Source organism: Pseudoduganella aquatica, assembly GCF_009857595.1.
Classification (GTDB): domain Bacteria; phylum Pseudomonadota; class Gammaproteobacteria; order Burkholderiales; family Burkholderiaceae_D; genus Rugamonas; species Rugamonas aquatica_A.
In genome coordinates, this window is record NZ_WWCU01000059.1 from 1 (window position 1) to 21,507 (window position 21,507).

Annotated in this window: 18 protein-coding genes; 10 read left to right on the forward strand and 8 right to left on the reverse strand. The window is 67.3% G+C overall.

Features of this window, described 5'->3' with window-relative positions; genetic code table 11:
* The 7 genes from GTP77_RS28155 to GTP77_RS28185 all read left to right on the forward strand — a co-directional run.
* A partial coding sequence (locus GTP77_RS28155) for an ABC transporter permease (protein WP_223149408.1) occupies positions 1-789 on the forward strand: 789 nt, incomplete at its 5' end.
* A 123-nt stretch (positions 790-912) separates the two neighbouring features.
* A complete protein-coding gene (locus GTP77_RS28160; protein ID WP_161075465.1) occupies positions 913-1,299 on the forward strand; it encodes a bacteriohemerythrin in 387 nt (128 codons plus the stop codon).
* 59 nt (positions 1,300-1,358) lie between these two features.
* Positions 1,359-2,342, forward strand: coding sequence for a zinc-dependent alcohol dehydrogenase family protein (locus GTP77_RS28165; protein WP_161075481.1), 984 nt, complete (start codon positions 1,359-1,361; stop codon positions 2,340-2,342).
* A 216-nt stretch (positions 2,343-2,558) separates the two neighbouring features.
* Complete coding sequence (locus GTP77_RS28170; RefSeq protein WP_161075466.1) at positions 2,559-3,764, forward strand: HD-GYP domain-containing protein; 1,206 nt, start codon at positions 2,559-2,561, stop codon at positions 3,762-3,764.
* 7 nt (positions 3,765-3,771) lie between these two features.
* Positions 3,772-6,246 carry a hybrid sensor histidine kinase/response regulator gene (locus tag GTP77_RS28175; RefSeq protein WP_161075467.1) on the forward strand — a complete coding sequence of 825 codons (2,475 nt, stop codon included), beginning with the start codon at positions 3,772-3,774 and terminating at the stop codon, positions 6,244-6,246.
* The gene (locus GTP77_RS28180) at positions 6,233-6,634 is read left to right on the forward strand and encodes a response regulator transcription factor (protein ID WP_161075468.1); all 402 of its coding nucleotides are present in this window, start codon (positions 6,233-6,235) and stop codon (positions 6,632-6,634) included. The genes GTP77_RS28175 and GTP77_RS28180 overlap by 14 nt, the downstream gene beginning before the upstream one ends.
* 126 nt (positions 6,635-6,760) lie before the next feature.
* On the forward strand, positions 6,761-7,831 hold the full coding sequence (locus GTP77_RS28185) for a redoxin family protein (protein WP_228893306.1): 1,071 nt from the start codon (positions 6,761-6,763) through the stop codon (positions 7,829-7,831).
* Between the two features lie 19 nt (positions 7,832-7,850).
* Here GTP77_RS28185 and GTP77_RS28190 read toward each other — a convergent pair whose 3' ends face one another.
* From GTP77_RS28190 to GTP77_RS28205, 4 genes are all read right to left on the reverse strand, one after another.
* The gene (locus GTP77_RS28190; protein ID WP_161075470.1) at positions 7,851-8,903 is read right to left on the reverse strand and encodes a porin; all 1,053 of its coding nucleotides are present in this window, start codon (positions 8,901-8,903) and stop codon (positions 7,851-7,853) included.
* Positions 8,904-8,999: 96 nt separating this feature from the next.
* Positions 9,000-10,322, reverse strand: coding sequence for an MFS transporter (locus tag GTP77_RS28195; RefSeq protein WP_161075471.1), 1,323 nt, complete (start codon positions 10,320-10,322; stop codon positions 9,000-9,002).
* A gap of 65 nt (positions 10,323-10,387) precedes the next feature.
* Positions 10,388-11,332, reverse strand: coding sequence for a hydroxyacid dehydrogenase (locus GTP77_RS28200; RefSeq protein WP_371869412.1), 945 nt, complete (start codon positions 11,330-11,332; stop codon positions 10,388-10,390).
* On the reverse strand, positions 11,329-12,024 hold the full coding sequence (locus GTP77_RS28205) for an RraA family protein (protein WP_161075472.1): 696 nt from the start codon (positions 12,022-12,024) through the stop codon (positions 11,329-11,331). The genes GTP77_RS28200 and GTP77_RS28205 overlap by 4 nt, the downstream gene beginning before the upstream one ends.
* Positions 12,025-12,133: 109 nt before the next feature.
* Here GTP77_RS28205 and GTP77_RS28210 point away from each other — a divergent pair, with 109 nt between their 5' ends.
* Positions 12,134-13,027 carry a LysR family transcriptional regulator gene (locus GTP77_RS28210; protein WP_161075473.1) on the forward strand — a complete coding sequence of 298 codons (894 nt, stop codon included), beginning with the start codon at positions 12,134-12,136 and terminating at the stop codon, positions 13,025-13,027.
* A 2-nt stretch (positions 13,028-13,029) separates the two neighbouring features.
* Here the strand turns inward: GTP77_RS28210 and GTP77_RS28215 are convergent, their stop codons facing one another.
* Together GTP77_RS28215 and GTP77_RS28220 are read right to left on the reverse strand one after the other, a co-directional pair.
* Complete coding sequence (locus GTP77_RS28215; RefSeq protein WP_161075474.1) at positions 13,030-14,388, reverse strand: MFS transporter; 1,359 nt, start codon at positions 14,386-14,388, stop codon at positions 13,030-13,032.
* Positions 14,389-14,505: 117 nt separating this feature from the next.
* Positions 14,506-15,492, reverse strand: coding sequence for an aldo/keto reductase (locus GTP77_RS28220; protein ID WP_161075475.1), 987 nt, complete (start codon positions 15,490-15,492; stop codon positions 14,506-14,508).
* A gap of 107 nt (positions 15,493-15,599) precedes the next feature.
* Here GTP77_RS28220 and GTP77_RS28225 point away from each other — a divergent pair, with 107 nt between their 5' ends.
* A complete protein-coding gene (locus GTP77_RS28225; protein WP_161075476.1) occupies positions 15,600-16,517 on the forward strand; it encodes a LysR substrate-binding domain-containing protein in 918 nt (305 codons plus the stop codon).
* A gap of 164 nt (positions 16,518-16,681) precedes the next feature.
* Here GTP77_RS28225 and GTP77_RS28230 read toward each other — a convergent pair whose 3' ends face one another.
* Entirely contained in the window at positions 16,682-18,190 is a 1,509-nt protein-coding gene (locus tag GTP77_RS28230; protein WP_161075477.1) for a sulfatase family protein, read from the reverse strand.
* Between the two features lie 187 nt (positions 18,191-18,377).
* Between GTP77_RS28230 and GTP77_RS28235 the strand changes: the two genes are divergently transcribed.
* A complete protein-coding gene (locus GTP77_RS28235) occupies positions 18,378-21,320 on the forward strand; it encodes a polysaccharide lyase family 8 super-sandwich domain-containing protein (RefSeq protein WP_161075478.1) in 2,943 nt (980 codons plus the stop codon).
* 66 nt (positions 21,321-21,386) lie between these two features.
* Here the strand turns inward: GTP77_RS28235 and GTP77_RS28240 are convergent.
* Positions 21,387-21,507 (reverse strand): transposase (locus GTP77_RS28240; RefSeq protein ID WP_161075479.1); only part of this gene is annotated, 121 nt, incomplete at its 5' end.

The window sequence follows — 21,507 nt, forward strand, 5'->3', positions numbered from 1 at the left end:
GACGACGGCGAGCAGCGCGCCGGCGTCGCCGTCTGCGCGCTGGGCGCCACGGTGGCGCGCGCGCTGCTGCCGGGACGCGACCCGCTGGGCGAGCGGCTGCGCATCAAGCGCTTCTCCTGCGTGGTGGTGGCGCTGCTGGCGGCCAAGGGGCAGGGCGCGTCCGGCAACGACCAGGACGACGTGGTGCTGCTGCCGCTGCGCACCCTGCAGCGCCGGGTCACCGGCAACCAGCGCGTGAACACGCTGCTGATCTCGATGCAGGAGGACAGCGACGGCGCGGCGCTGCAGGCGCGCCTGCGCCAGCTGCTGCGCGAGCGGCGCAAGCTGGCCGCCGGCGACGAGGACAATTTCAACATCGTCGACACGCGCCAGCTGGCCGACACCATGTCCGGCGCGGCGCGGGTGATGACCACCCTGCTCGGCGCGGTGGCCTCGGTCAGCCTGCTGGTCGGTGGCATCGGCATCATGAACATCATGCTCGTCAGCGTCACCGAGCGCACCCGCGAGATCGGCTTGCGGCTGGCCATCGGCGCGCGCGAACGCGACGTGCTGCTGCAGTTCCTGATCGAAGCCGTGGTACTGGCCACGCTGGGCGGGCTGATCGGAGTGGCGCTGGCGGCGGCGGCCGGCGCGCTGCTGGCCGCCGCCATGCAGCTGCCCTATCTGTTCAACCCCCGCATCAACCTGCTGTCCTTCGCCTTCTCGGCCGGCGTGGGGGTGCTGTTCGGCTATGTGCCGGCGCGGCGCGCCGCCGCCATGGACCCGATTGCGGCGCTGCGCAATGAATAGCGGCGGAAAGACAATTCGCCGGTTTTTTGATTTTTATCAAACCCGCGCGCTGCGCCGGCCGGGCGGGTGGACTATTGTAAGCTTGCGCGCCGCGCGGCGGCGCAAGCAACAGGAGGGCACACTATGGAGCAGATCGCATGGGCGCCGCACATGGCGGTGGGCATACCGTCGGTCGATCTGGCCCACCAGGCCCTGATCGGGCAGATCGCGCACCTGCTGGCGCAGCCGGACGAGGCATTCGGTGCGGGCCTGGCCTTGCTGGTCGACTGCCTGGAGCAGGACTTCCGCGCGGAGGAGGCGTTGATGGAGGCGATCGGCTACCCGGGCCTGCCGGCGCACCGCGAGCAGCACGCGCGCGTGCTGGCCACGCTGCACGGCCTGCATCCGGACGACGTGGCGGCGGCGCGCCACGCCGTGTCGCTGCTGCCGCTGTGGTTCGAAGCGCACCTGGCCACCATGGATACGGTGCTGGCCATTGCCGTGCAGCTGGCCTCCACGCCGTCCAGCTAGCCGGGCAAGGAGGCCGCATGAGCGCACCCCTGCCCGATCTGCCGGCCCCGGACGGGACCATGCTGGCCATGCTGCTGGACCGGCCCGGCCAGCCGCTGCGCGCCGCCCGGGTGCCGCTGCCGGCGCCGCAAGCGCAGCAACTGCTGCTGCGGGTGGGCGCCTGCGGCGTATGCCGCACCGATCTGCATATCGCCGACGGCGAACTGGCGCCGCACCGGGCGCCGCTCATCCCCGGCCACGAAGTGGTGGGGCGGGTGCTGCGCTGCGGCGCCGGCGTGTCCGGCTACGCGCTGGGCGAACGGGTGGGGGTGGCTTGGCTGGGCGGCAGTTGCGGCCTCTGCGCCTACTGCGTCCGGCAGCAGGAGAACCTGTGCGGGCAGGCGCGCTTCACCGGCTACGATCTGAACGGCGGCTATGCCGAGTACATGGTGGCCGACGCGCGCTATGTCTTTCGCTTGCCAGCAGGCTACGACGACGTGCACGCGGCGCCGCTGCTGTGCGCCGGCCTGATCGGTTATCGCGCCTATGCCATGGCCGGCCCGGCGCAGCGTATCGGCCTGTACGGCTTCGGCGCAGCGGCCCATCTGCTGTGCCAGATCGCGCGCCACCAGTGCCGCGAGGTGTATGCCTACACCCGCCCCGGCGACCTGCCGTCGCAGCGCTTCGCGCTTGCGCTGGGCGCGAGCTGGGCCGGCGGCAGCGACCAGCGCGCCCCTGCGCCGCTGGACGCCGCCATCCTGTTCGCCCCGGTCGGCGCGCTGGTGCCGCAGGCGCTGGCCGCGGTGCGCAAGGGCGGGGTGGTGGTGTGCGCCGGCATCCATATGAGCGACGTGCCGTCCTTTCCCTACGCCCTGCTGTGGGGCGAGCGCGTGCTGCGCTCGGTGGCCAATCTGACCCGCGCCGACGGCGAGGCCTTCCTGCGGCTGGCGGCGGACTATCCGCTGCGCACCCACGCCAGCGCGTTTCCGCTGGCGCAGGCCAACGCGGCGCTGGCGGCGCTGCGCGCCGGCGCCGTGGACGGCGCTGCCGTGCTGGTGCCCTGAACCGCGCTGAAAATTGATGTGGATCAATTTTATAGCCCGTGCGGGCGCGGCGGCGCGGGCAGCGTTGCCGACCGGGAAGAATTTTGACGGCGCGCGGCCGGCGGGCCGCTGAGCCGGCCTGCTAGCTGCTATGATTACCGCAGGAAATCCAGTTTCGGGGCCGGGCGCCCCGGGCTGCCATCGTCATAGCAGTGCTTGCAGAAAAATACTTGTCCAATGGCAAAAAATTTGAAGCAGATCCGGGTTGCCGAGCTTCGGCTGGGCATGTTCTTACATGCTTTTGACAGCTCCTGGCTAGCCAGCCCTTTCTGGCGCAGCCGCTTCCTGCTGGCGGACCAGGCCAAGCTCGACGCGGTGCTGGCCAGCGGCATCGCCACCTGCTGGATAGACCTCGACAAGGGCGAGGACGTCGCGCCCGCGCCGGCCGCCGCCCCGGCGCCCGCCCCGGCAGTCCCGGCAGCGCCGGCGACCGAGTTCGAGCGCGAACTGCTGCAGGCGGCCGCGCTGTGCGCCAAGGCGCGCGACGCGACCGAATCGATGTTCCGCGAGGCCCGCCTGGGCAACGCGGTCGACCTGGGGCAGGCCGCCGGCCTGGTCGACGAGCTGGCGCAGTCGGTGCTGGCCAACCCGGCCGCGCTGATCAGCCTGGCCCGCCTGAAAAGCAAGGACGACTACACCTATATGCATTCGGTGGCTGTGTGCGCGCTGATGGTCGGCCTGGGCCAGGCGCTCGGCTTCGGCGAGGCGGCTTGCCGCGAGGCCGGCCTGGCCGGGCTGCTGCACGACCTGGGCAAATCCGGCACCCCGCTCGACATCCTGAACAAGCCGGGCAAGCTGACCGACCTGGAGTTCGAAGAGGTGCGCAACCATCCGCGCCAGGGCTATGACTTGCTGATGGAGTGCGGCAACGTCAGCCCGGCCGTGGCCGACGTGTGCCTGCACCACCACGAGAAATTCGGCGGCGGCGGCTATCCGGACCGCCTGCAGGGCGAGGCCATTTCGCTGCTGGCGCGCATGGGCGCGGTGTGCGACGTGTACGACGCCATCACCTCCAACCGGCCCTACAAGGCGGGCTGGGACCCGGCCGAGTCGGTGGCCCGCATGCTCGAGTGGAAGGGCCATTTCGACCCCAAGGTGCTGGCGGCCTTCGTCAAACTGCTGGGCATCTATCCGGTGGGCACGCTGGTGCGGCTGCAGTCGCAGCGGCTGGCCATCGTGGTCGAGCAGAATCCGGCCACGCTGACCAAGCCGGTGGTCAAGGCCTTCTACTCGCTGCGCAGCCAGGAGCGCATCGAGCCGGTGCGGCTGGACCTGTCCTCGGCTGCGGCCAAGGACGGCATCAGCGGCCGCGAGCCGCGCGAGCAGTGGGCCTTCGCGGACCTGGAGCGGATCTGGGCCGGCGACGCCGCGCCGGCGGGCTGAGCCGCCCATGCCGAACCGGCGCCGCGCCAGCCGCATCGTCATCGCCTCGGCCTGCGTGCTGATCGGCGCGATGCTGGCCGGCTGCGCCGCGCTGATCTGGATGGCGCGCCAGCAGGCCATCGACGAATGGCGCCAGCACCTGAGCAATCTGTCGCTGGTGCTGGCCGAGCAGACCTCGCAGGAGGTGACCGCCGCCTACCTGATCCTCGAGAGCATCGCCGAAACGGTGCAGGCGGCCGAGGCGGGCAGCGCGGCCGAACTGCGCGAGCGCATGGGAACGGCGGCCGTGTACGCCAGCATGCGCGACAAGAAGCGCGCCGTGCCGCAGGTGGACGTGGCCACCATCATCGCCGCGAACGGCGACGTGATCAATTTCACGCGTTCCCATCCTGCGCCGCCCATCAACCTGGCCGACCGCGATTATTTCCAGGCCCAGCGCAGCTCGAACCAGGCCGGCGTGTTCATCAGCGCGCCGGTGCGCAACAAGGGCAACGGCGCCTGGACCTTTTACCTGAGCAAGCGCCTCAACGGCCGGCACGGCGAGTTCATCGGGGTGGCGCTGGTGGGCTTTTCCAGCGCCTTCATCAGCGACTTCTACCGCAAGATCAGCCTGGGAAAGGACGCCAGCATTACGCTGTACCGGCGCGACTTCACGCTGCTGGCGCGCTGGCCCCACGTGGACGAGATGATGGGCAAGGTCAACCGCAGCGGCTCGAGCTACACCGTGATCGAGACCATGGGGCGCAGCCATGGCGTGCTGGTGACGGCGCAGCCGCGCCTGGCTGCCGGAGGCCAGCCGGTGCTGCGCATGGGCGCGCCCCGGCTGGTGGACAAATACCCTTTGATCGTCAACGTCACCGTGACCGACGATATGTTTCTCGGCCAGTGGCGCCAGTACGCGCTCAAGCTGGCCATGATGGGCGGCGGCGGCGTGCTGGCCGTGGGCATGGCCTTTGCCTTCCTGCTGCGCGCGGTGCGCCGCCGCGAGCGCGACATGGCGCTGATGGCGCGCCTGCAGGCCGACGCCGAGGCGGCCAGCCGCGCCAAGTCGGACTTCCTGGCCCTGATGAGCCATGAAATCCGCACCCCGCTGACCGCCATCATCGGCTTTGCCGAGCTGATGGAGAGCGCGCCGCACTTGAGCGACGCGCGCGACGCCGGCCAGATCATTGCCCGCAACGGCCAGCACCTGCTGGCCATCCTCAACGACATCCTGGATATTTCCAAGGTCGAGGCCGGGCGCCTGCAGCTGGAACTGCTGCCGTTCTCGCCCTACGACTGCGTCGCCGGCGTCAGCGCCGCCATGCGCCCCCAGGCGCACAGCAAGGGCGTGGCCTTCGCCTGCGAGGTGGCCTATCCGCTGCCCACCCTGGTGATGGGCGACCCCACGCGCTGGCGCCAGATCCTGTTCAACCTGTGCGGCAACGCCGTCAAGTTCACCGAGCTGGGCAGCGTAACGCTGGCGCTGGACTACGACGCGGCTGGCCAGCGCCTGCGCTGCGTGGTGTCGGACACTGGCATCGGCATGTCGGCCGAGCAGCAGGCGGCGCTGTTCCTGCCTTTCTCGCAGGCCGACGCGTCGACCGCGCGCCGCTACGGCGGCACCGGCCTGGGGCTGCACCTGGTGCGCCAGCTGGCCACATCCATGGGCGGCGAGGTCGGCGTGGAGAGCGAGCCGGGGCGCGGTTCGCGCTTCACGGTCAGCGTGCCGGCTGCAGTGGCGCCGCAGTCGGCCTGGCTGGAGCAGGCGCCGGCGGCGCAGCCCACCGCGCCGCCGCCGGGCGAAAGCCGCCTGGCCGGCCATGTGCTGGTGGCCGAGGACGGTCCCGACAACCGCAAGCTGGTGGCCGCCTACCTGGCCCGCTGCGGCCTGCGCTACACCATGACCGAGAACGGCAAGGAGGCGGTCGAGGCCGCGCTGCAGGCCTCCTACGACGTGATCCTGATGGACGTGCAGATGCCGGTGCTGGGCGGCCTGGAGGCGACCGCCGTGCTGCGGGCGGCCGGCTACGGCGGCCCCATCCTGGCGCTGAGCGCCAATGTGCTGCCGGAAGACCTGGCGCGCTACCACGCCACCGGCTTCAGCGGCCATGTGGCCAAGCCCATCGATTTCGGCCTGCTGGGCCAGGCGCTGGAACAGGCGCTGGCCGCGCGGCCGGGCTCGGCGCCCACCGACTTCGCCAACATCCCCAGCCTGGGACCGCTGCGGCTGGCCTACGGTCAGGCCTTGCCGGGACGGCTGGACGCGTTGCGGGCGGCGCTCGACGCGGCGCGGCTGGACGAGGCCGAGCGCCTGGCCCATATGCTCAAGGGCTCGGCTGCCTCGTTCGGCTTTGCCGAGGTGGGCAGCCTGGCCGCCGAGATCGAGTCGGCCGCACTGAACGGCGCCGCGCCGCGCGCGCTGGAAGCGCTGCAGAAGATTGAACAACTGGAAGCGGTGCGCCGGCTGCGCACGGAAGGAGAACACCATGAGCTTGAATGAAGCGGGCACGGTCCTGATCGCCGACGACGAGCCTGCCATGCGCTCGCTGCTGACCTCGGTACTGCGCGACCACGGCTTTCGCCAGTTCCTGCTGGCCGCCGACGGCCAGCAGGCCGTCGACATGCTGGGCCGCGACGACGTGCCTATCGGCCTGGCCTTTATCGACCTGAACATGCCCGGCTTCGGCGGCCTGGAGGTCATCGCGCTGGCGCGCACGCTGCGCCCGCAGTGCTATTGCGTGGTCGTCAGCGGCAACAGCGAACTGTCGAACGTGATGGCGGCCATCGCCGGCGGCGCGCGCGGCTTCATCGTCAAGCCCTACACCGCCAAGAAGGTCAGCGACATCCTGGACAAATACCACCGCGAACGGGCCGGCCCCTCCGCCTAGCGCGGCTTTGTATCTCAATATGTCCGGCGGCCTCCCGGACACATGGAGAGCGTTTCCCGACATGCGCCGGATACAGCCGTGCGGTCTAATCGCAGGTATCGACAATTTCCATAGCGAGGCATGCAGATGAAACGGATCTCTTTGGCCCTGGCCGGCGGTGTGGCGGCCATCCTGTTGGCGGCGGCCGGCAGTGCGGCGACGGCGCCCGCCGGGCCGCTGAGCGGCAAGCTGCCGGTGGAGGGCACCGCGCCCGGTTTCGACGGCGCCGTGACCTGGCTCAATTCGGCCCCGCTGACGTCCAAGCAGCTGCGCGGCAAAGTGGTGCTGGTGGATTTCTGGACCTATTCCTGCATCAACTGCATCCGCACCGTGCCCTATGCGCGCGCCTGGGCCAGCAAATACAAAGACCAGGGCCTGGCCGTGGTCGGCGTGCATACGCCGGAATTCAAGTTCGAGCAGGACCTGACCAATGTGAACGCCGCCGTGGGCCGCTTCCAGATCGACTTCCCCATCGCCGTGGACAGCAAGCAGAGCATCTGGCAGGCCTGGGGCAACCGCTACTGGCCGGCCTACTACCTGGTGGACGCCAACGGCAAGATCCGCTACAAGCAGTTCGGCGAAGGCAATTACGACAAGATGGAGCGCGCCATCCAGTCGCTGCTGGCCGAGGCCAGCGGCAAGCCGGCGGTCGACAGCGGCCTGGTGAATCCAGCCACGCCGGCCGAGCAGATGCAGCCGGACCTGGACAACGTCGGCTCCGGCGAAGCTTACATCGGCTACCGGCAGGCGGAGAACTTCCGCTCGCCGGAGCGTGTGCGCCAGGACCGTTTGCAGCAGTATTCCGTGGGCGCGCTGCAACTCAACGAGTGGGGGCTGTCCGGCCAGTGGACGGTGGGCGCCGAGAGCGCGGTGGCGGGGCAGGCCGATGCCGCCGTGGCGCACCGCTTCAGCGCGCGCGACCTGCACCTGGTGCTGGGCGCGGGCAAGCCGGGCGCCAGCGTGCGCATCAAGGTCACGCTGGACGGCCAGCCGCCGGGCGCCGACCACGGCGCCGACATCGACGCCGACGGCAACGGCGTGGTCAGCGCCACCCGCCTGTACCAGCTGGTCCGCCAGAGCGGCAAGGTGCGCCAGCGCCGGTTTGAAATCCGCTTCCTGGACAAGGGCGCGGAAGCCTACGCCTTCACCTTCGGCTGAGCGGACTTTGAGCCGCCCCTCAGAACCGGTGCATCACGCCGGCCGACACGCCGTGCTGGCGGGTTTGCTTTGAGGCCGGAAGCAGCGCGCCGCGATAGCTGTTGACGTCGATCTCCGCGTACAGGTTGGTGCGCGTGGAGAGCGTGTAGCTCGCGCCAAGCAGGGACAGCGTGCGCGTGCCGCTGTTGTTGCCCGCTGCGTAGCGGGAGCGGTACAGCGCGCCCGTGATTTCCACGAAGGGATTGATCAGGTAGCTGACCCCGCCAAAGGCCGTCATGTTGCGGTATGCAACCCCAGCTGCGCCGTCCTGCCGTTCGCGCGACAGGCCGGCCTTGACGGTCACGTTTTGCAGCTTGGCGCCGCCGCCGACGATGTGGGCTTCGTTCTCGAATCCGGCCGGCGTCTGCTTGCGGGTGTAGGCGCCCGCCGCCAGCAGCGTGCCGCCGGTGTAGCTGAAGCCGGCCGCGCGCGCTGTGCCTTTGCGCGCATCACCTTCCACTTCCCCCGGCGCGTACTCGGCGCGCACGGTCAGGCCGCCGAAAGTGCCGCTGTACTGGATGTCGTTGTTGAAGCGCGTGCCCGACGAGGACGAGGCGCTCAGCCCGGCCGCCACCGCCGCCGCCGGCAGCGTCGTGCCCGCGCCCGAGGACAGCGGCACCAGGCCGGTGTAGTGGTGGTTGAAGGGATCGAGGAACAGTTCGGTGCGGAAGCCTATGGTGTATTGCCGCCCCAGATCCACATAGCCCCATTTTCCGCCCAGGCCGACGGCGGCGGTGCGGTTGAACAGCACGTTCTTGGTGTTGTCCAGCGCGCCGGTCTTGCTGACAAAGCCGCTCTCCAGCAGGACGCGCGCGCTCAGGCCGCCGCCCAGGTCTTCCAGGGCGCGGAAGCCAAGCCGGTTCGAATAGTAGTTGCCGGACCCCATGGACAGCAGGCTGTTGCCGGCCTCGTCCACGTTGGTCTGGTAGCGCAGTCCGGCGTCGATGGCGCCGTAGAACTGCACGCTGGATCGGGCGGCGGCGTGCGGCAGCACGGCGGCCAGCGCCAAGGCCAGCAGGGTGGGCTTGATCATGGTTGTCTCCGATTTTTTTCGTGATGTGGCGAGGCGGCAGCGTCCCTCCGCCAGGGGCGGTGCGGGACGCTGCGAGGGGAGGCGGCTGCCGGGCTGTTAAGCCGTGGCGTTGGCCGCTGCGTTGCGCGCCGTCTGGCGGGCGCTGTTGCTCAGCGAGAGCAGGGTGAGGATGCTGGCCACGGCCAGCGCCGCGATGGGCATCAGGGCCAGCGCATGGCTGCCGGTTTCCTCCTTGATCCAGCCGTAGACGTTGACCATCAGCCCGCCTCCGATCAGGTTGGACACCGCGTTGATGGTGGCCAGGCCTGCCGCTGCGGAGGACGGCGCGAGCCAGCTGGAACTGAGTGCCCAGAACGGCCCCTTGAAGGAGTAGGCGCCGATCAGTACGCAGGACAGCAGCGCGATGGTGGTGGCCAGCGACGTGGTCAGCAGCGTGCACAGCATGCCGGCGGCGATCAGGGCCAGCGGAATGGCGGTGTGCCAGCGGCGTTCGCGCTTCTTGTCCGAATGGCGGCCCCACCAGACCATGGCCACCGAGGCGATCACGTAGGGGATGGCGTTGACCAGGCCGGTCTGCATGACGGTCAGGCCGAACGATTTGATCAGTTGCGGCTGCCAGATGCCCAGCACCGAGCCGGCCGACGAGGCGGTGGCGCAGATGAGGGCCATGCCCAGCACTTCCTTGCTGCGGAACAGCTGCCAGACCGTGGGCTTGGCGCCGCCTTTCTTGGCGTTGCGTTCCTGCTCCAGCCGTCCGGCCAGCCAGTTGCGCTGCTCTTCAGTCAGCCAGCGGGCCTGCTGCGGGCGGTCGGTCAGGAAGAACAGGCAGACCACGCCCATGGCCACGGTGGGCACGCCTTCCAGGATGAACAGCCAGTGCGAGCCGCGCAGCCCCAGCATGCCGTCCGCCTGCAGCAGCAGGGCCGACAGCGGCGAGCCGACAAAGCTGGCCATCGGCACCGCCACCATGAAAATGGCGATGATGCGCGCCCGGTAGGCGGCCGGGAACCAGTAGGTGAGGTAGAGCAGCACGCCGGGGAAGAAGCCCGCTTCGGCCGCGCCCAGCAGGAAGCGCATGGCGAACAGCGAGGCCTGGCCCTGGACCATGGCGGTGCAGGCGGTGACGATGCCCCAGGTGATCATGATGCGGGCGATCCACTTGCGGGCGCCGAATTTCTGCAGCGCCAGGTTGCTGGGCACTTCGAACAGGAAGTAGGAAATGAAAAACAGGCTGCCTGCAAAGCCGAACACACGCGGCGTGATGCCGAGGTCGTGGTTCATCTGCAGCGCGGCCATGCCGATATTGCCCCGGTCGATAAAGGCGAGCAGGTAGCACACCATCAAGAAAGGGATCAGGCGCCAGGTCACCTTGCGGATGGTTTCCGCTTCGATGCGTGTATTGTTGTCGAGTGCGTTCATAGTCGTCTCCGTAACTGTAATCCTAAAGCGCGTCTTGGTGCGCGCTTGGGCTTGTTTTGCTGCGGTCAGGCTGGTTCTTGCAGTACCGCCAACACGTTGCGCGCGGCGGCCACGCCCATGCCGACATAGGCGTCGCTGGTCACGCCGCCGATGTGCGGCGACAGGACAAGGTTGGGAATGCTGATAAACGGGTGGTCCGCGCGGAAAGGCTCCACCTGGAAACTGTCCAGCCCTGCCGCCAGCAGCGCGCCGCTGCGCAGGGCGTCCGCCAGCGCCTGCTCGTCGATCAGGCCGCCGCGCGCGGTGTTGACCACGATGGCGCCGGGACGCATGGTGGCCAGCGTGGCCGCGTTCAGCATATTGGCGTTGTCCGGCGTGAGCGGGCAATGCAGCGACAGCACGTCCGCTCCGGCGATCACCTCGGCCAGCGGCAACAGCGCCACGCTTTCCGGCGCGGTCGTCGCATACGGGTCGTGGGCGATGACCTTCATGCCCAGCGCCGCGCCCACGGTGGCCACGCGCGCGCCGATGGCGCCCAAGCCCACCAGGCCCAGCGTGCGGCCGCGCAGTTCCAGGCTCTTGTGGGTGGGCTTGTCCCAGTGGCCGGCGCGCATGCGCTGGTCCAGCCCGGCCACGTTCTTGGCGCAGGCCAGGATCAAGGCCCAGGTGTGCTCGGCCACGGCGGGCGCATTGGCGCCCACGGCAGCCTTGACGGCGATGCCGCGCCGGGCGGCCGCCGCGCTGTCTATGGTGTCCAGGCCGGCGCCGTGCTTGGCGATCACGCGCAGCTTGCTGTTGGCCTCGATCACGCGGCTGGTGATGCGGCCGTAGCGCACGATAATGGCGGCCGGCTGGTGGCGGCGGCTCAGGTCCAGCAGCTGTTCCTCGTCCGGCGTTCTGCCTGCGTACACGATGTCGAACGAAGGCAGCAGGGCCAGCGCCTGCTCGGCCAGGTCGGCGCCGGTGACCAGGATGGTGTCGCGCAGAATGGTATCGCGTGCGTGGTTCACAGCGTTTCCCCTTCGGCCAGCACGCCGGCCTTGCGCAGCGCGCCGTCCAGCCAGTTCGGGCGCAGCTGCTCGCCGCTGCGGATGCCTTCCAGGCGCACCGTTTCGTCCGCCAGTTTCTTCTTCGCCAGTTCCAGGATGGCCGGCACCTTGGCCGGTTCGACCACCACCACGCCGTCGGCGTCGGCCACCACCAGGTCGCCCGGCTGCACCGTCACGCCGCCCACGGACACCGGCCAGTTCACACGGCCCGGCACCAGCTTGGTCGGCCCGTTCGGATTGGCGCCGATGGCATACATGGGGAAGCCCAGCTCGCGGATTGCTTCGGTATCGCGCACGGCGCCGTTAATCACCACGCCGGCAATGCCGATGGCCATGCACTGCGACACCATGATTTCGCCCATCAGCGCGCAGCTCTCGTCGCCCTTGCCGTCGATTACCAGCACATCGCCCGGTTTGGCCATGGCCATGGCGGCGTGGATCATCAGGTTGTCGCCGGGACGCACTTCTATCGTCAGGGCCGGGCCGGCCAGGCGCATGGACGGCGCCAGCGGGGCGATGCGGCTGCTCAGGGCGCCGCGCCGGCCGGCCACGTCGGCCAGGATGGACGAGGGGAACATGGCGGCGCGCGCAACCAGGTCGGGGTCGATGCGTTCGATGTCGCGGATCACGTCGGGTGGGGTGGAATGGCTCATGGGTGCTCCTTGTTGTGGTGTTGTGCAATCAGTGAGCCGAGTATAGGTAGCACAATCTATAATGTATATTCACTTAATTTTTGAATTTTTAAACTTTGAGGAATGAGTTGTGGACTTCCGGGACATGAAGTATTTCGAGGTGATCGCCGCCGAAGGCAGCTTGGCGCGCGCGGCCGAGCGCCTGCACCGGACCCAGCCGGCGCTGACCAAGTGCATAGACCGGCTGGAGGACGACCTGGGGGCCCGGCTGTTCGAGAAGGACGGCCGGGGCATGCGGCTGACGGCCGCCGGCCAGGTGCTGGTGAAGCGCACGCGGCAGATGGCCATCATGGTGGAGGAGACCGCGCGCGAGATGCAGGATTACGCCGGTGGCCTGCGCGGCAATGTGCGCATTGGCTGCCTGCCCACGCTGGCCGAGCACCTGATGCCGGCCGTGTTCGAGCAACTGCTGGCCCAGGCGCCGGAGATCACGGTGCAGCTGGTGGTGGCGATGAACAACAACCTGGTGGCCAGCCTGCGGGACTGCGAGATCGACCTGGCGGTGGGGCCGATGCAGGAGGGCGACGCGGAACTGGTGTGCGAGCAGATTGCCGAGGACACGGTGGTGGTGATGGCCAGCGAGCGCCATCCCATCTTCGACGCGCCGCGCACGCCGGCCGAGCTGCTGCAATACAAATGGATGCTGCCGGCGGCCACGGTGGCCTCGCGCCAGTGGCTGGAGCAGACCTTCGAGCGCAACGGCCTGCCGCGCCCGCAGGTGCAGATTGAATCGAACGTGCTCAACACCATACTGCCGGTGCTGGAGCGGACCTCAATGCTCGGCTTTGTGTCGCGCTTCAACCTGGTGGTTGGCCGGGCGCGCGTGCGCGAGGTGGCCGTGGCGGAGCTGCAGATGCAGCGCCGCTTCGGCCTGAGCCACCGGCGCCAGGCTTATTTGTCGCCGGTGGCGCTGCGGGTGGCGGCCATTTTGCGCGAGCAGGGCAAGAAGCTGCTTGTTGTCTGAGCTCAGGCCGAATAGCCGCTCGGCGCGCCGTCCGGTTCCGGCTTGGCTGCCTGGGCCGGGTCCTGCATGCCGTCGTCATGGTGGAAGGGCGCCTTCCAGCACACGATAAAGGAAGGAATGGTGGCCACCATCACGAAGATAAAGTAAGGCACATAGCCCATCATCTGCTGCAGGTGGCCGGACAGGACGCCGGTGACCATGCCGCACAAGCCCATCAAACCGGTGCCGAAGGCGTAGTGGGTGGTGGCGTATTTGCCGGGGGCGAGCTGCTGCATCAGGTAGATCATGAAGCCCACCGCGCCGAAGCCGAAGAAGAACTTCTCGATCACCACGCCGGCGCTGATGGCCAGCAGGCTGTCCGGCTGGTAGATGCTCATCACCAGGAAGGTGGCGTTGGGGATGTTGATGGCGCAGCACAGCGTGAACAGTGTGGACTTGAGGCCGCGCCGCGCCACGAACCAGCCGCCCAGCAGGGAGCCGAGCAGCACGGCCGCCAGGCCGTAGGTGCCGTAGATAATGCCCAGCTGCTCGTTCGACAGCCCCAGGCCGCCCTTGGCCACCGGGTCCACCATGAAGAAGGGGCCGATCTTTTCCAGGAAGCCCACGCTCAGGCGGAACAGGAAGGCAAAGGCGATCATCAGCCACACGCCGGGCTTGGCGAACAGGGTGCGGAAAGCGTCGACCAGGATGCGGCGCGCTTCGGCGGCGGAGGAGGGCGTGTCCGGTGCGCGCGCGCCGTCCGGCATCACGCGCACATGCCAGGCCATCATCACCAGCGTCAGCACGGCGACGATGATGAAGATGACGCGCCAGGCGTCCATCCACTCCGGGCCGAAGGTCTTGGGATCATGGCCGAACACGTCGGCGTGCAGGCGGCCGGACAGGTAGACCAGGCCGCCCGAGGCCACGATGGGGCCGACGTTCCAGGACAGGCTCTGGATGCCGCAGTACAGCGACTGGCTGCGCGAATCCAGCGAGGTGACGTAGACGCCGTCGCTGGCGATGTCCTGGGTGGCGCCGATGAAGGACATCAGCACGAACATTGCCACCAGCAGCGCCATCGCGCCCGGCATGGCCATGGCCAGCGCAATGGCGCCAAAGCCCAGGGCCAGCAGCAGCTGCGTGGCCAGCACGAAGAACTTCTTGGTGCGGTACATGTCCACGAAGGGCGCGAACAGCGGCTTGATGGTGTAGGCGAAGATCAGCATGCTCGAATAGCCGGCCGCCTGGCCGTTGTCCATGCCCAGGTTCTTGAACATGATGGAGCTCACGCTGGTCAGCATCACATAGGCCAGCGCCATGGTGAAATAGCCGGTGGGCACCCATAGCAGCGGCGAGGTCGATGGACGGTTTGGTGGCATTGCTGGTCTCCGTTGCTGCTGTTTTGATGAATTATAGTTGGTCTTTGAAAACGTTTTCACATTTCTTGAAAACGTTTTCATAATAACGACAGACTTTCTATAAAGTCAAACAAAACCTCACCAGAGGTGGTGCACGTGCGGGGCGATACGGGAGAGGTAGAGGTTGCGGATTTCCTGCATCACATCGGCCGGCAGGGCGGGCGCGGCGCTGGCGGCGCTGTTGGCCTGGGCCTGGGCGCCGTTCTTGGCGCCCGGGATGACGGTGCTGACCGCGTCCTCCATCAAGATCCATTTCAGCGCGAACTGGGTCATGGCGGCGCCGGCGGGCAGCAGCTTGCGGATGTCCTCCACCACCTCCAGCGCCAGGCCGTAGGGCACGCCGGAGAAGGTCTCGCCCTTGTCGAAGGCTTCGCCGTTGCGGTTGAAGGCGCGGTGGTCGTCCGCCGCGAAGAGGGTGTCGCGGTTCATTTTGCCGGTCAGCAGGCCGGAGGCCAGGGGCACGCGGGCAATCACGCCCACGCCGCGCCTGGCCGCCTCCGCGAAGAACAGGCCGGCCGGGCGCTGGCGGAACATATTGAAGATAATCTGCACCGTGGCCACGTTGGCGTACTCCATCGCCTTCAGGCCTTCCTCCACCTTCTCGACCGACACGCCGTAGCTGCGCAGTTTGCCCGCCGCGACCAGGTCGTCCAGCACGCCGAACACCTCAGGACGGTAATAGACCTCGGTGGGCGGGCAGTGCAGCTGCAGCAGGTCCAGCGCGTCGGTGTCCAGGTTGGCCAGCGAGCGCTCCACGAAGGCGGTCAGGTTCTCGCGGTTGTAGCCGTCGGCGGTGTGCGGCGACTGGCGGCGGCCGGCCTTGGTGGCCACCATGGGGCGGGGGCCGCCGCGCTCCTTCAGCACCTCGGCGATGATGCGCTCCGAGCGGCCGTCGCCATACACGTCCGCCGTGTCGATAAAGGTGGTGCCCGCATCCAGCGACGCGTGCAGCGCCTGCTTCGCGTCCGCCACGGACACATCGCCCCACGCGCCGCCGATGGCCCATGCGCCAAAGCCGATTTCCGATACCTCTTTCCCCGTCTTGCCCAACACGCGATGTTTCATTGCTTGAATCCCTGATGGTGTAAAGCCCAGTTATATCCCGGATCGCAGGCGGCGTGATACGATTTTGGATTAGACTGCTTCATTGCAGCAATGAAGGAGATTCATCCATGTCCACATTGGACCGTGTCGACCTCGCGGATCTGCGGGTCTTCCTCGCCATTACGCGCACCCGCAGCTTCAAGGCGGCCGCCATCCAGCTCGGGCTCACGCCGTCCGCCGCCAGCCACGCCATGCGGCGGCTGGAAGAGCGGCTGGCCACCAAGCTGCTCAACCGCTCCAGCCGCGCCGTCTCGCCGACCAATCTGGGCCAGGAGCTGGCGCAGCGGCTGGAGGAAGGCTTCGACCGCATAGGGCAGGCGCTGGCCGAGCTGGACGCGCCGGGCGCGGGCCGCTTCGGCGAGCTGCGCATCAACGTCTTCGCCGACGCGGCGCACGTGCTGATACAGCCCGCCATCCCCGAATTCGCCCGGCAGTGCCCGGATGTGCGGCTCACGGTGGTGGTGGAGGACAGGCCGATCGACATCGTCGCCGAAGGCTACGACGCGGGCATACGCTACGGCCACTACGTGCCGGAGGACATGGTGGCCGTGCCTTTGAGCCGGCCGCAGCGCTGGATCGTGGCCGGCGCGCCCGCCTACCTGCAAGCGCGCGGCCAGCCCATGCATCCGGACGACCTGGCCAGCCACACCTGTCTGCAACTGCTGCTGGGCGACAAATCGAGCTACCGCTGGGAGCTCGGGCGGGGCAGGGCGCGGCGCCACGTGCGGGTGCCCGGCCTGATCACGATAGGCGACACCGCCAGCACCATCGCGGCGGCCAAGGCCGGCGTGGGGCTGGCCTATGTGCTGGAGGCGCGGGTGCGGGAAGAACTGGAACAGGGCAGCCTGCAGCTGGTGCTTGCCGGCTACGCCGCCAGCAGCGAGCCCTTCCACATGTACTACAGCAGCCGCCGCCACAACCACCCCGCCTTGCGCACGCTGATCAACATCATCCGTTCCCAGCAGTCACTGGCAAAATTGCGCTAACCCCCCGGGGGTCAGTTCTCCCATCGCGTCATTTCACCTACGGGGTCAGTTCTACCATCACGTCATGCTTTCAGGTATGACGTGATGGTAGAACTGACCCCGGGTGCAGGTATGACGTGATTGTAGAACTGACCCCGGGTGAGGCGAGTGTGTTAGCTCGTGCTTTAGCTGGCGCGGCCGCTGGTGTCGAACGGGGCGGGGCGCCATGGGTCGCCGGTGCGCTCGAGCCAGGGCTGCAGCTCGCGCTCGACCAGATCCTGCACCAGCGCCATGTTGGCGGGGGCGATGTTGTTGAGCTGGTGCGGGTCGGCCTGGCGGTCGAACAGCACGTATTGCAGCGGCTTCTTGTCCCGGCGCTCTATTGACAGCGTGTATTGCGCGGTGCGCACGCCGCGCTTGCCGAAGGCGTTGGCGCCGTAGGGCATGTACATATAGAGCTGCGACGCCGGTCCTTCGCCTTTGCCGGTGCGCATGCGCCGGGACAGGTCGCTGCCTTCCACCGTGGCCGGGATCTTGCCTTCCAGGCCCAGCAGGCCCAGCATGGTGGGATACAGGTCCGGCAGCGACATCAGCATGTCGTCCATGCCGGCCTGCACCACGCCGGGCAGGCGGAACATCATCGGGATGCGCATCGACTCTTCGTAGTAGTTGTTCTTGCTGACCTCGCCATGCGCGCCCAGGCAGCAGCCGTGGTCGGAGAAGAACACCACCAGCGTGTTCTCGCGCAGGCCGCAGTCGTCCAGCGTTTTCATGATGCGGCCGAACTGCTCGTCCACGCCGCTGACCATGGCGAAATACGCTTGCGCGTGGCGCGGGCCGGCCCCCGCCGCGTAGGCCTTGTCCCAGTTCACCGCCGGGCTGCGGTTCAGCTCTTTGGCGCTCTGGCCTGCGTACAGGTCCAGGTAGCGCTGCGGCACCTGGTCGTAGGGGCTGTGCGGCGGGTTCATCGACACCACCAGCGCGAAGGGCTTGGCGGGATCGCGCAGCTTGCCGCCTTCGTTTTTCAGGTAGCCGATGGCCTTGTCGGCTTCGTGTTCCGGCCCCCATTGGCGGATATGCAGCGGCGTGTCGCGCGTGCTCTCGTTGCTCCAGTACATGGGCGTCAGGTGGCGGTCGTAGGTGCCGTAGGAGTACCAGTAATCAAAGCCGTGGCGGCGCTCGGGCGGCGTCCATTCGTTCCATTTCATGCCGTGCGGCGGGTTGTTGTAGCTTTCCACGAAGGGCGCATGCGGCGCGTCCAGGTGCCATTTGCCGATGTAGCCCGTGGCGTAGCCCTGGGCCTTGAGGATGTCGGACCAGCACAGCGCATGCCGCGACAGGTCGATGCCGACCAGGGCACCGTAGTCGTGGCAGTTGCCGGTCATGCCGTTGCGGATGGCGTACTGGCCCGTCATCAGCATGCCGCGCGCCGGCGTGCACAGCGGGTAGTTGGAGACGGCCTCGCGCATCACCCGCGCTTCGCGGGCGAAGCGGTCGATATTGGGCGTGAGCACGGGATCGGCCTGCATAAATTGCTGCGCTTGCGCCCGCATTTCATCGGGGAAGACCAGCAGCAGGTTGGGCGGCCGGCTCTTGCCCGGCTTGCGCGGCGCGGCGGCCTGGGACGGCGCCGCCAGCATGGCGCCGCTGGCGGCGGCCAGTTGTTTGATGAAGTCGCGGCGTTTTTCGGTCATGTGGGTGTCCTGGAAAAGTTGGGCGCAAGGATGTGAGTTAACGTTATCACTTTGATGATCGCATTGCAACTGCGGTTTGTTGTGGCCGGCAAACGGCGCGCGGGTATTTCGATTGCGCCTGCAGGTATTTGAGTGATAACGTTAACTGATAAAAATAATCCTGGTTGCGCACACTTTGGAGAAACACATGAATCTCGCTTTCCGCCCGCGGCGCCCCGGCTTGCTGCTGGCCTTGCTGCTGCATGCCGGCCTGACCGCCGCCCCGGCCCGCGCCGACGTGTACGACGACCTGCGCAACAAGTGGCTGAACCGTTCCGCCAGCGCCCCGGCCCTGGCTGCCAATGACCCCGACGTGGCCATGCAGGCGGCCAACAGCAGCAGCGCCAACGAGCGCTACTGGACCACCTTGAACCAGGCGCCGGACCGCGCGGCGCTGTGGCCGGATCTGCCGCTGGGCACGGTGTCGGCCAACGTCACGGCCAGCGTGGCCCGCCTGAGCGCGCTCATGGCGGCCTACAAGTCTTCCAGTTCGCCTTATTACCAGAGTGTCGAGGTGCTGCAGGCCACGCTGGAGAGCCTGGACTGGCTGATCGCGCATGGCTACTCGGCCACCGGCACCGGCTACGACAACTGGTGGGACTGGCAGATAGGCACGCCGGCCAATCTGAACACCTTCATGATGGCGAACTACAGCCTGCTGACGCCAGAGCGCATCGCCGCCGTCGTCGCCGCGATGGACCATTACACGCCCAATCCGATCAAGCGCGCCAGCATGGACGGCACCATTGCCGCCAATGCCATTGAGGAAGTGGCGGCCAACCGGCTGGACAAGGCGCTCGGCGCGGTGCTGCGCGGCATAGTCGGCAAGGACGGCAGCAAGATCGCAGCGGGGCGCGACGCCATACCCGCCGCCCTGGTCTACGTTTCCAAGGGAGACGGCTATTACACCGACGGCAGCTTTATCCAGCACACCAACACGCCTTATGTTGGCGCTTACGGCACGGTGCTGCTGGCCGATATCAGCAAGCTGTATTACCTGCTCAACGATACCGCCTGGTCCATCAGCTCGGACCCGAACTACCTCAATCCCTTTGACTGGGCGATGAACGCCTACCGTCCTTTCATCTTCGACGGCGCCATGATGGACAACCAGCGCGGCCGCAGCATTTCGCGCCAGGGCTCGTCGGACCATCTTACCGGGCGCTCCACCATCAACTCCCTGGCCGAGCTGGCGCAGGTGCTGCCGGAGCCGCAGGCGTTCCAGCTGAAGTCCGTGATCAAGGGCTGGGTGGAGCGCGACGGCAGCTTTGGCGAGAGCTATTTCACGCCCTGGGCCGGCGCGGGCGTGCCGGTGTTCGATATCGCGCTGATCAAGGCCATCCTGAATGACCCGAGCATTCCGTCCGCGCCGGAAGGGAACGAGACCCGCATCTTCCCGTCGGCGGACCGCGCCGTGTCGCGCCGCGACGGCTATGCCTTCGCCTTGTCGATGTTCTCCAAGCGTATCAGCGCTTTCGAATACGGCAACGGCGAAAACAAGTTCGGCTGGTGGACCGGCGCAGGCATGACCCAGCTGTATAACGCGGACCAGACCCAGTACACCAACAACTACTGGCCCACGGTCAATCCGCGGCGCCTGTCCGGCACCACGACAGACGGCAGCAGCGGCACGCTGGTGGCGTGGAAGCACTACAGCAATCCCAAGAACGCCATCGGCGGCGCGGAACTGAACCGCGAGTTCGCCACCGCCGCCATGGAGTTCGCGATGACCAATTCAACGGCCAGCACCTTGTCGGGAAAGAAGGCCTGGTTCATGTTCGGCGACCGCATTGTGGCCGTCGGCACCGGCATCACCAGCACCGACGGCGTGCCGGTGGAGACCATCGTGGAGAACCGTTTGCTGAACGGGGCGGGCGACAATCAGCTGACCGTCAACGACGTGGCCAACGCCAAGCCAGGCACGCTGGCCTGGTCCGAGGCCATGCCCGCCACCAAGTGGGCGCATTTGGCGGGCAACACCTCCTACGGCTCCGATATCGGCTATGTCTTCCCGGACTTGCCTTCCGTGGCCGCGTTGAGGGAAAGCCGCAGCGGGACGTGGCGCGCGATCAATGACGACGGCGGCACGGCCTCGGTCAGCAACAACTTCCTGAGCCTGGCGCTGAACCACGGTGTCAATCCCACGAACGCGGTCTACACCTATATCCTGCTGCCCAACCGCAGCGCCGAGGAAACCGCCGCCTTTGCCGCCGCCAATCCCATCAGCGTGATCGAGCGTTCCACCACCGCCACGGCGGTCCGGGACAATGCGCAGGGCGTGACGGGCGTGGTGTACTGGTTTGATTCGTCCAAGACCGTCAACGTGGCGGGCCAGCCGTATCTGACCAGCGACAAGCGTTCGGTGGTCACGCTGCGGCAGGTGGGCGGCGAGCTGGAACTGGCGGTGGCCGATCCGACCCAGCTCAATACCGGCCTGATTAACCTGGAAGTGAACCGCAGCGGCAACCTGGTGAGCAAGGATGACGCCATCAGCTTCCTCAATCCGGGCGCGGCGACGATCAAGCTGGCGGTCAGCGTCAATGGCTCGCTGGGCAAGTCCTTCAAGGCCAAGTTCGCGCTGACGAACAAGACGTCGCTGGGACCTGCCGGGGATGCGTATCTGCGCGACGGCACTTACGCCACCACCAACTACGGCGCCACGGCGAGCATGGTGGTCAAGCAGGAGACGGTGAGCTATACGCGCAAAGCGCTGCTGAAGTTTGACCTGTCCGCCATCAGCGGCACGGTCACCAGCGCCAAGCTGAAACTGACGCCGACGTCGGTGGGCATGGCGGGCGTGACGCACAATCTGTACCAGACCGGCACGGACAACTGGACTGAAGGCGCGGTGACCTGGAATACCATGCCGGCCAATGGCGGCTTGCTGGGGAGCTGGGAGGTGCCTGCGGTGAATACGCCGGTCGAGATTGATGTGACGGCGGCGGCCAACGGCGTGATGGGTGGCAGCAAGGTCTTGTCGATGAAGCTGGAGGGCGCCGCCAATTTCGGCAGCGCCTCGTCGGTGGAGTATGGAACGAAAGAGCATGGGAACGCGAATTACCGTCCTACGCTAGTCGTCACGTATCAATAACAGAAATTCACGAGCAACCTTTTGCCCGTTCCGGCGTCTCGCCGGGATGGGTTTTTTTTTGGTTCTTCACGGATTTCCGGGAAACGCGGCTTTGATCTTCAGGAAAAAGAAGTCGGAGTCGCGGTAGCCATAGGCCATCCGTTTCATTACCTTGATCCGGTTGTTGATACCCTCAAGCTGGCCGGTA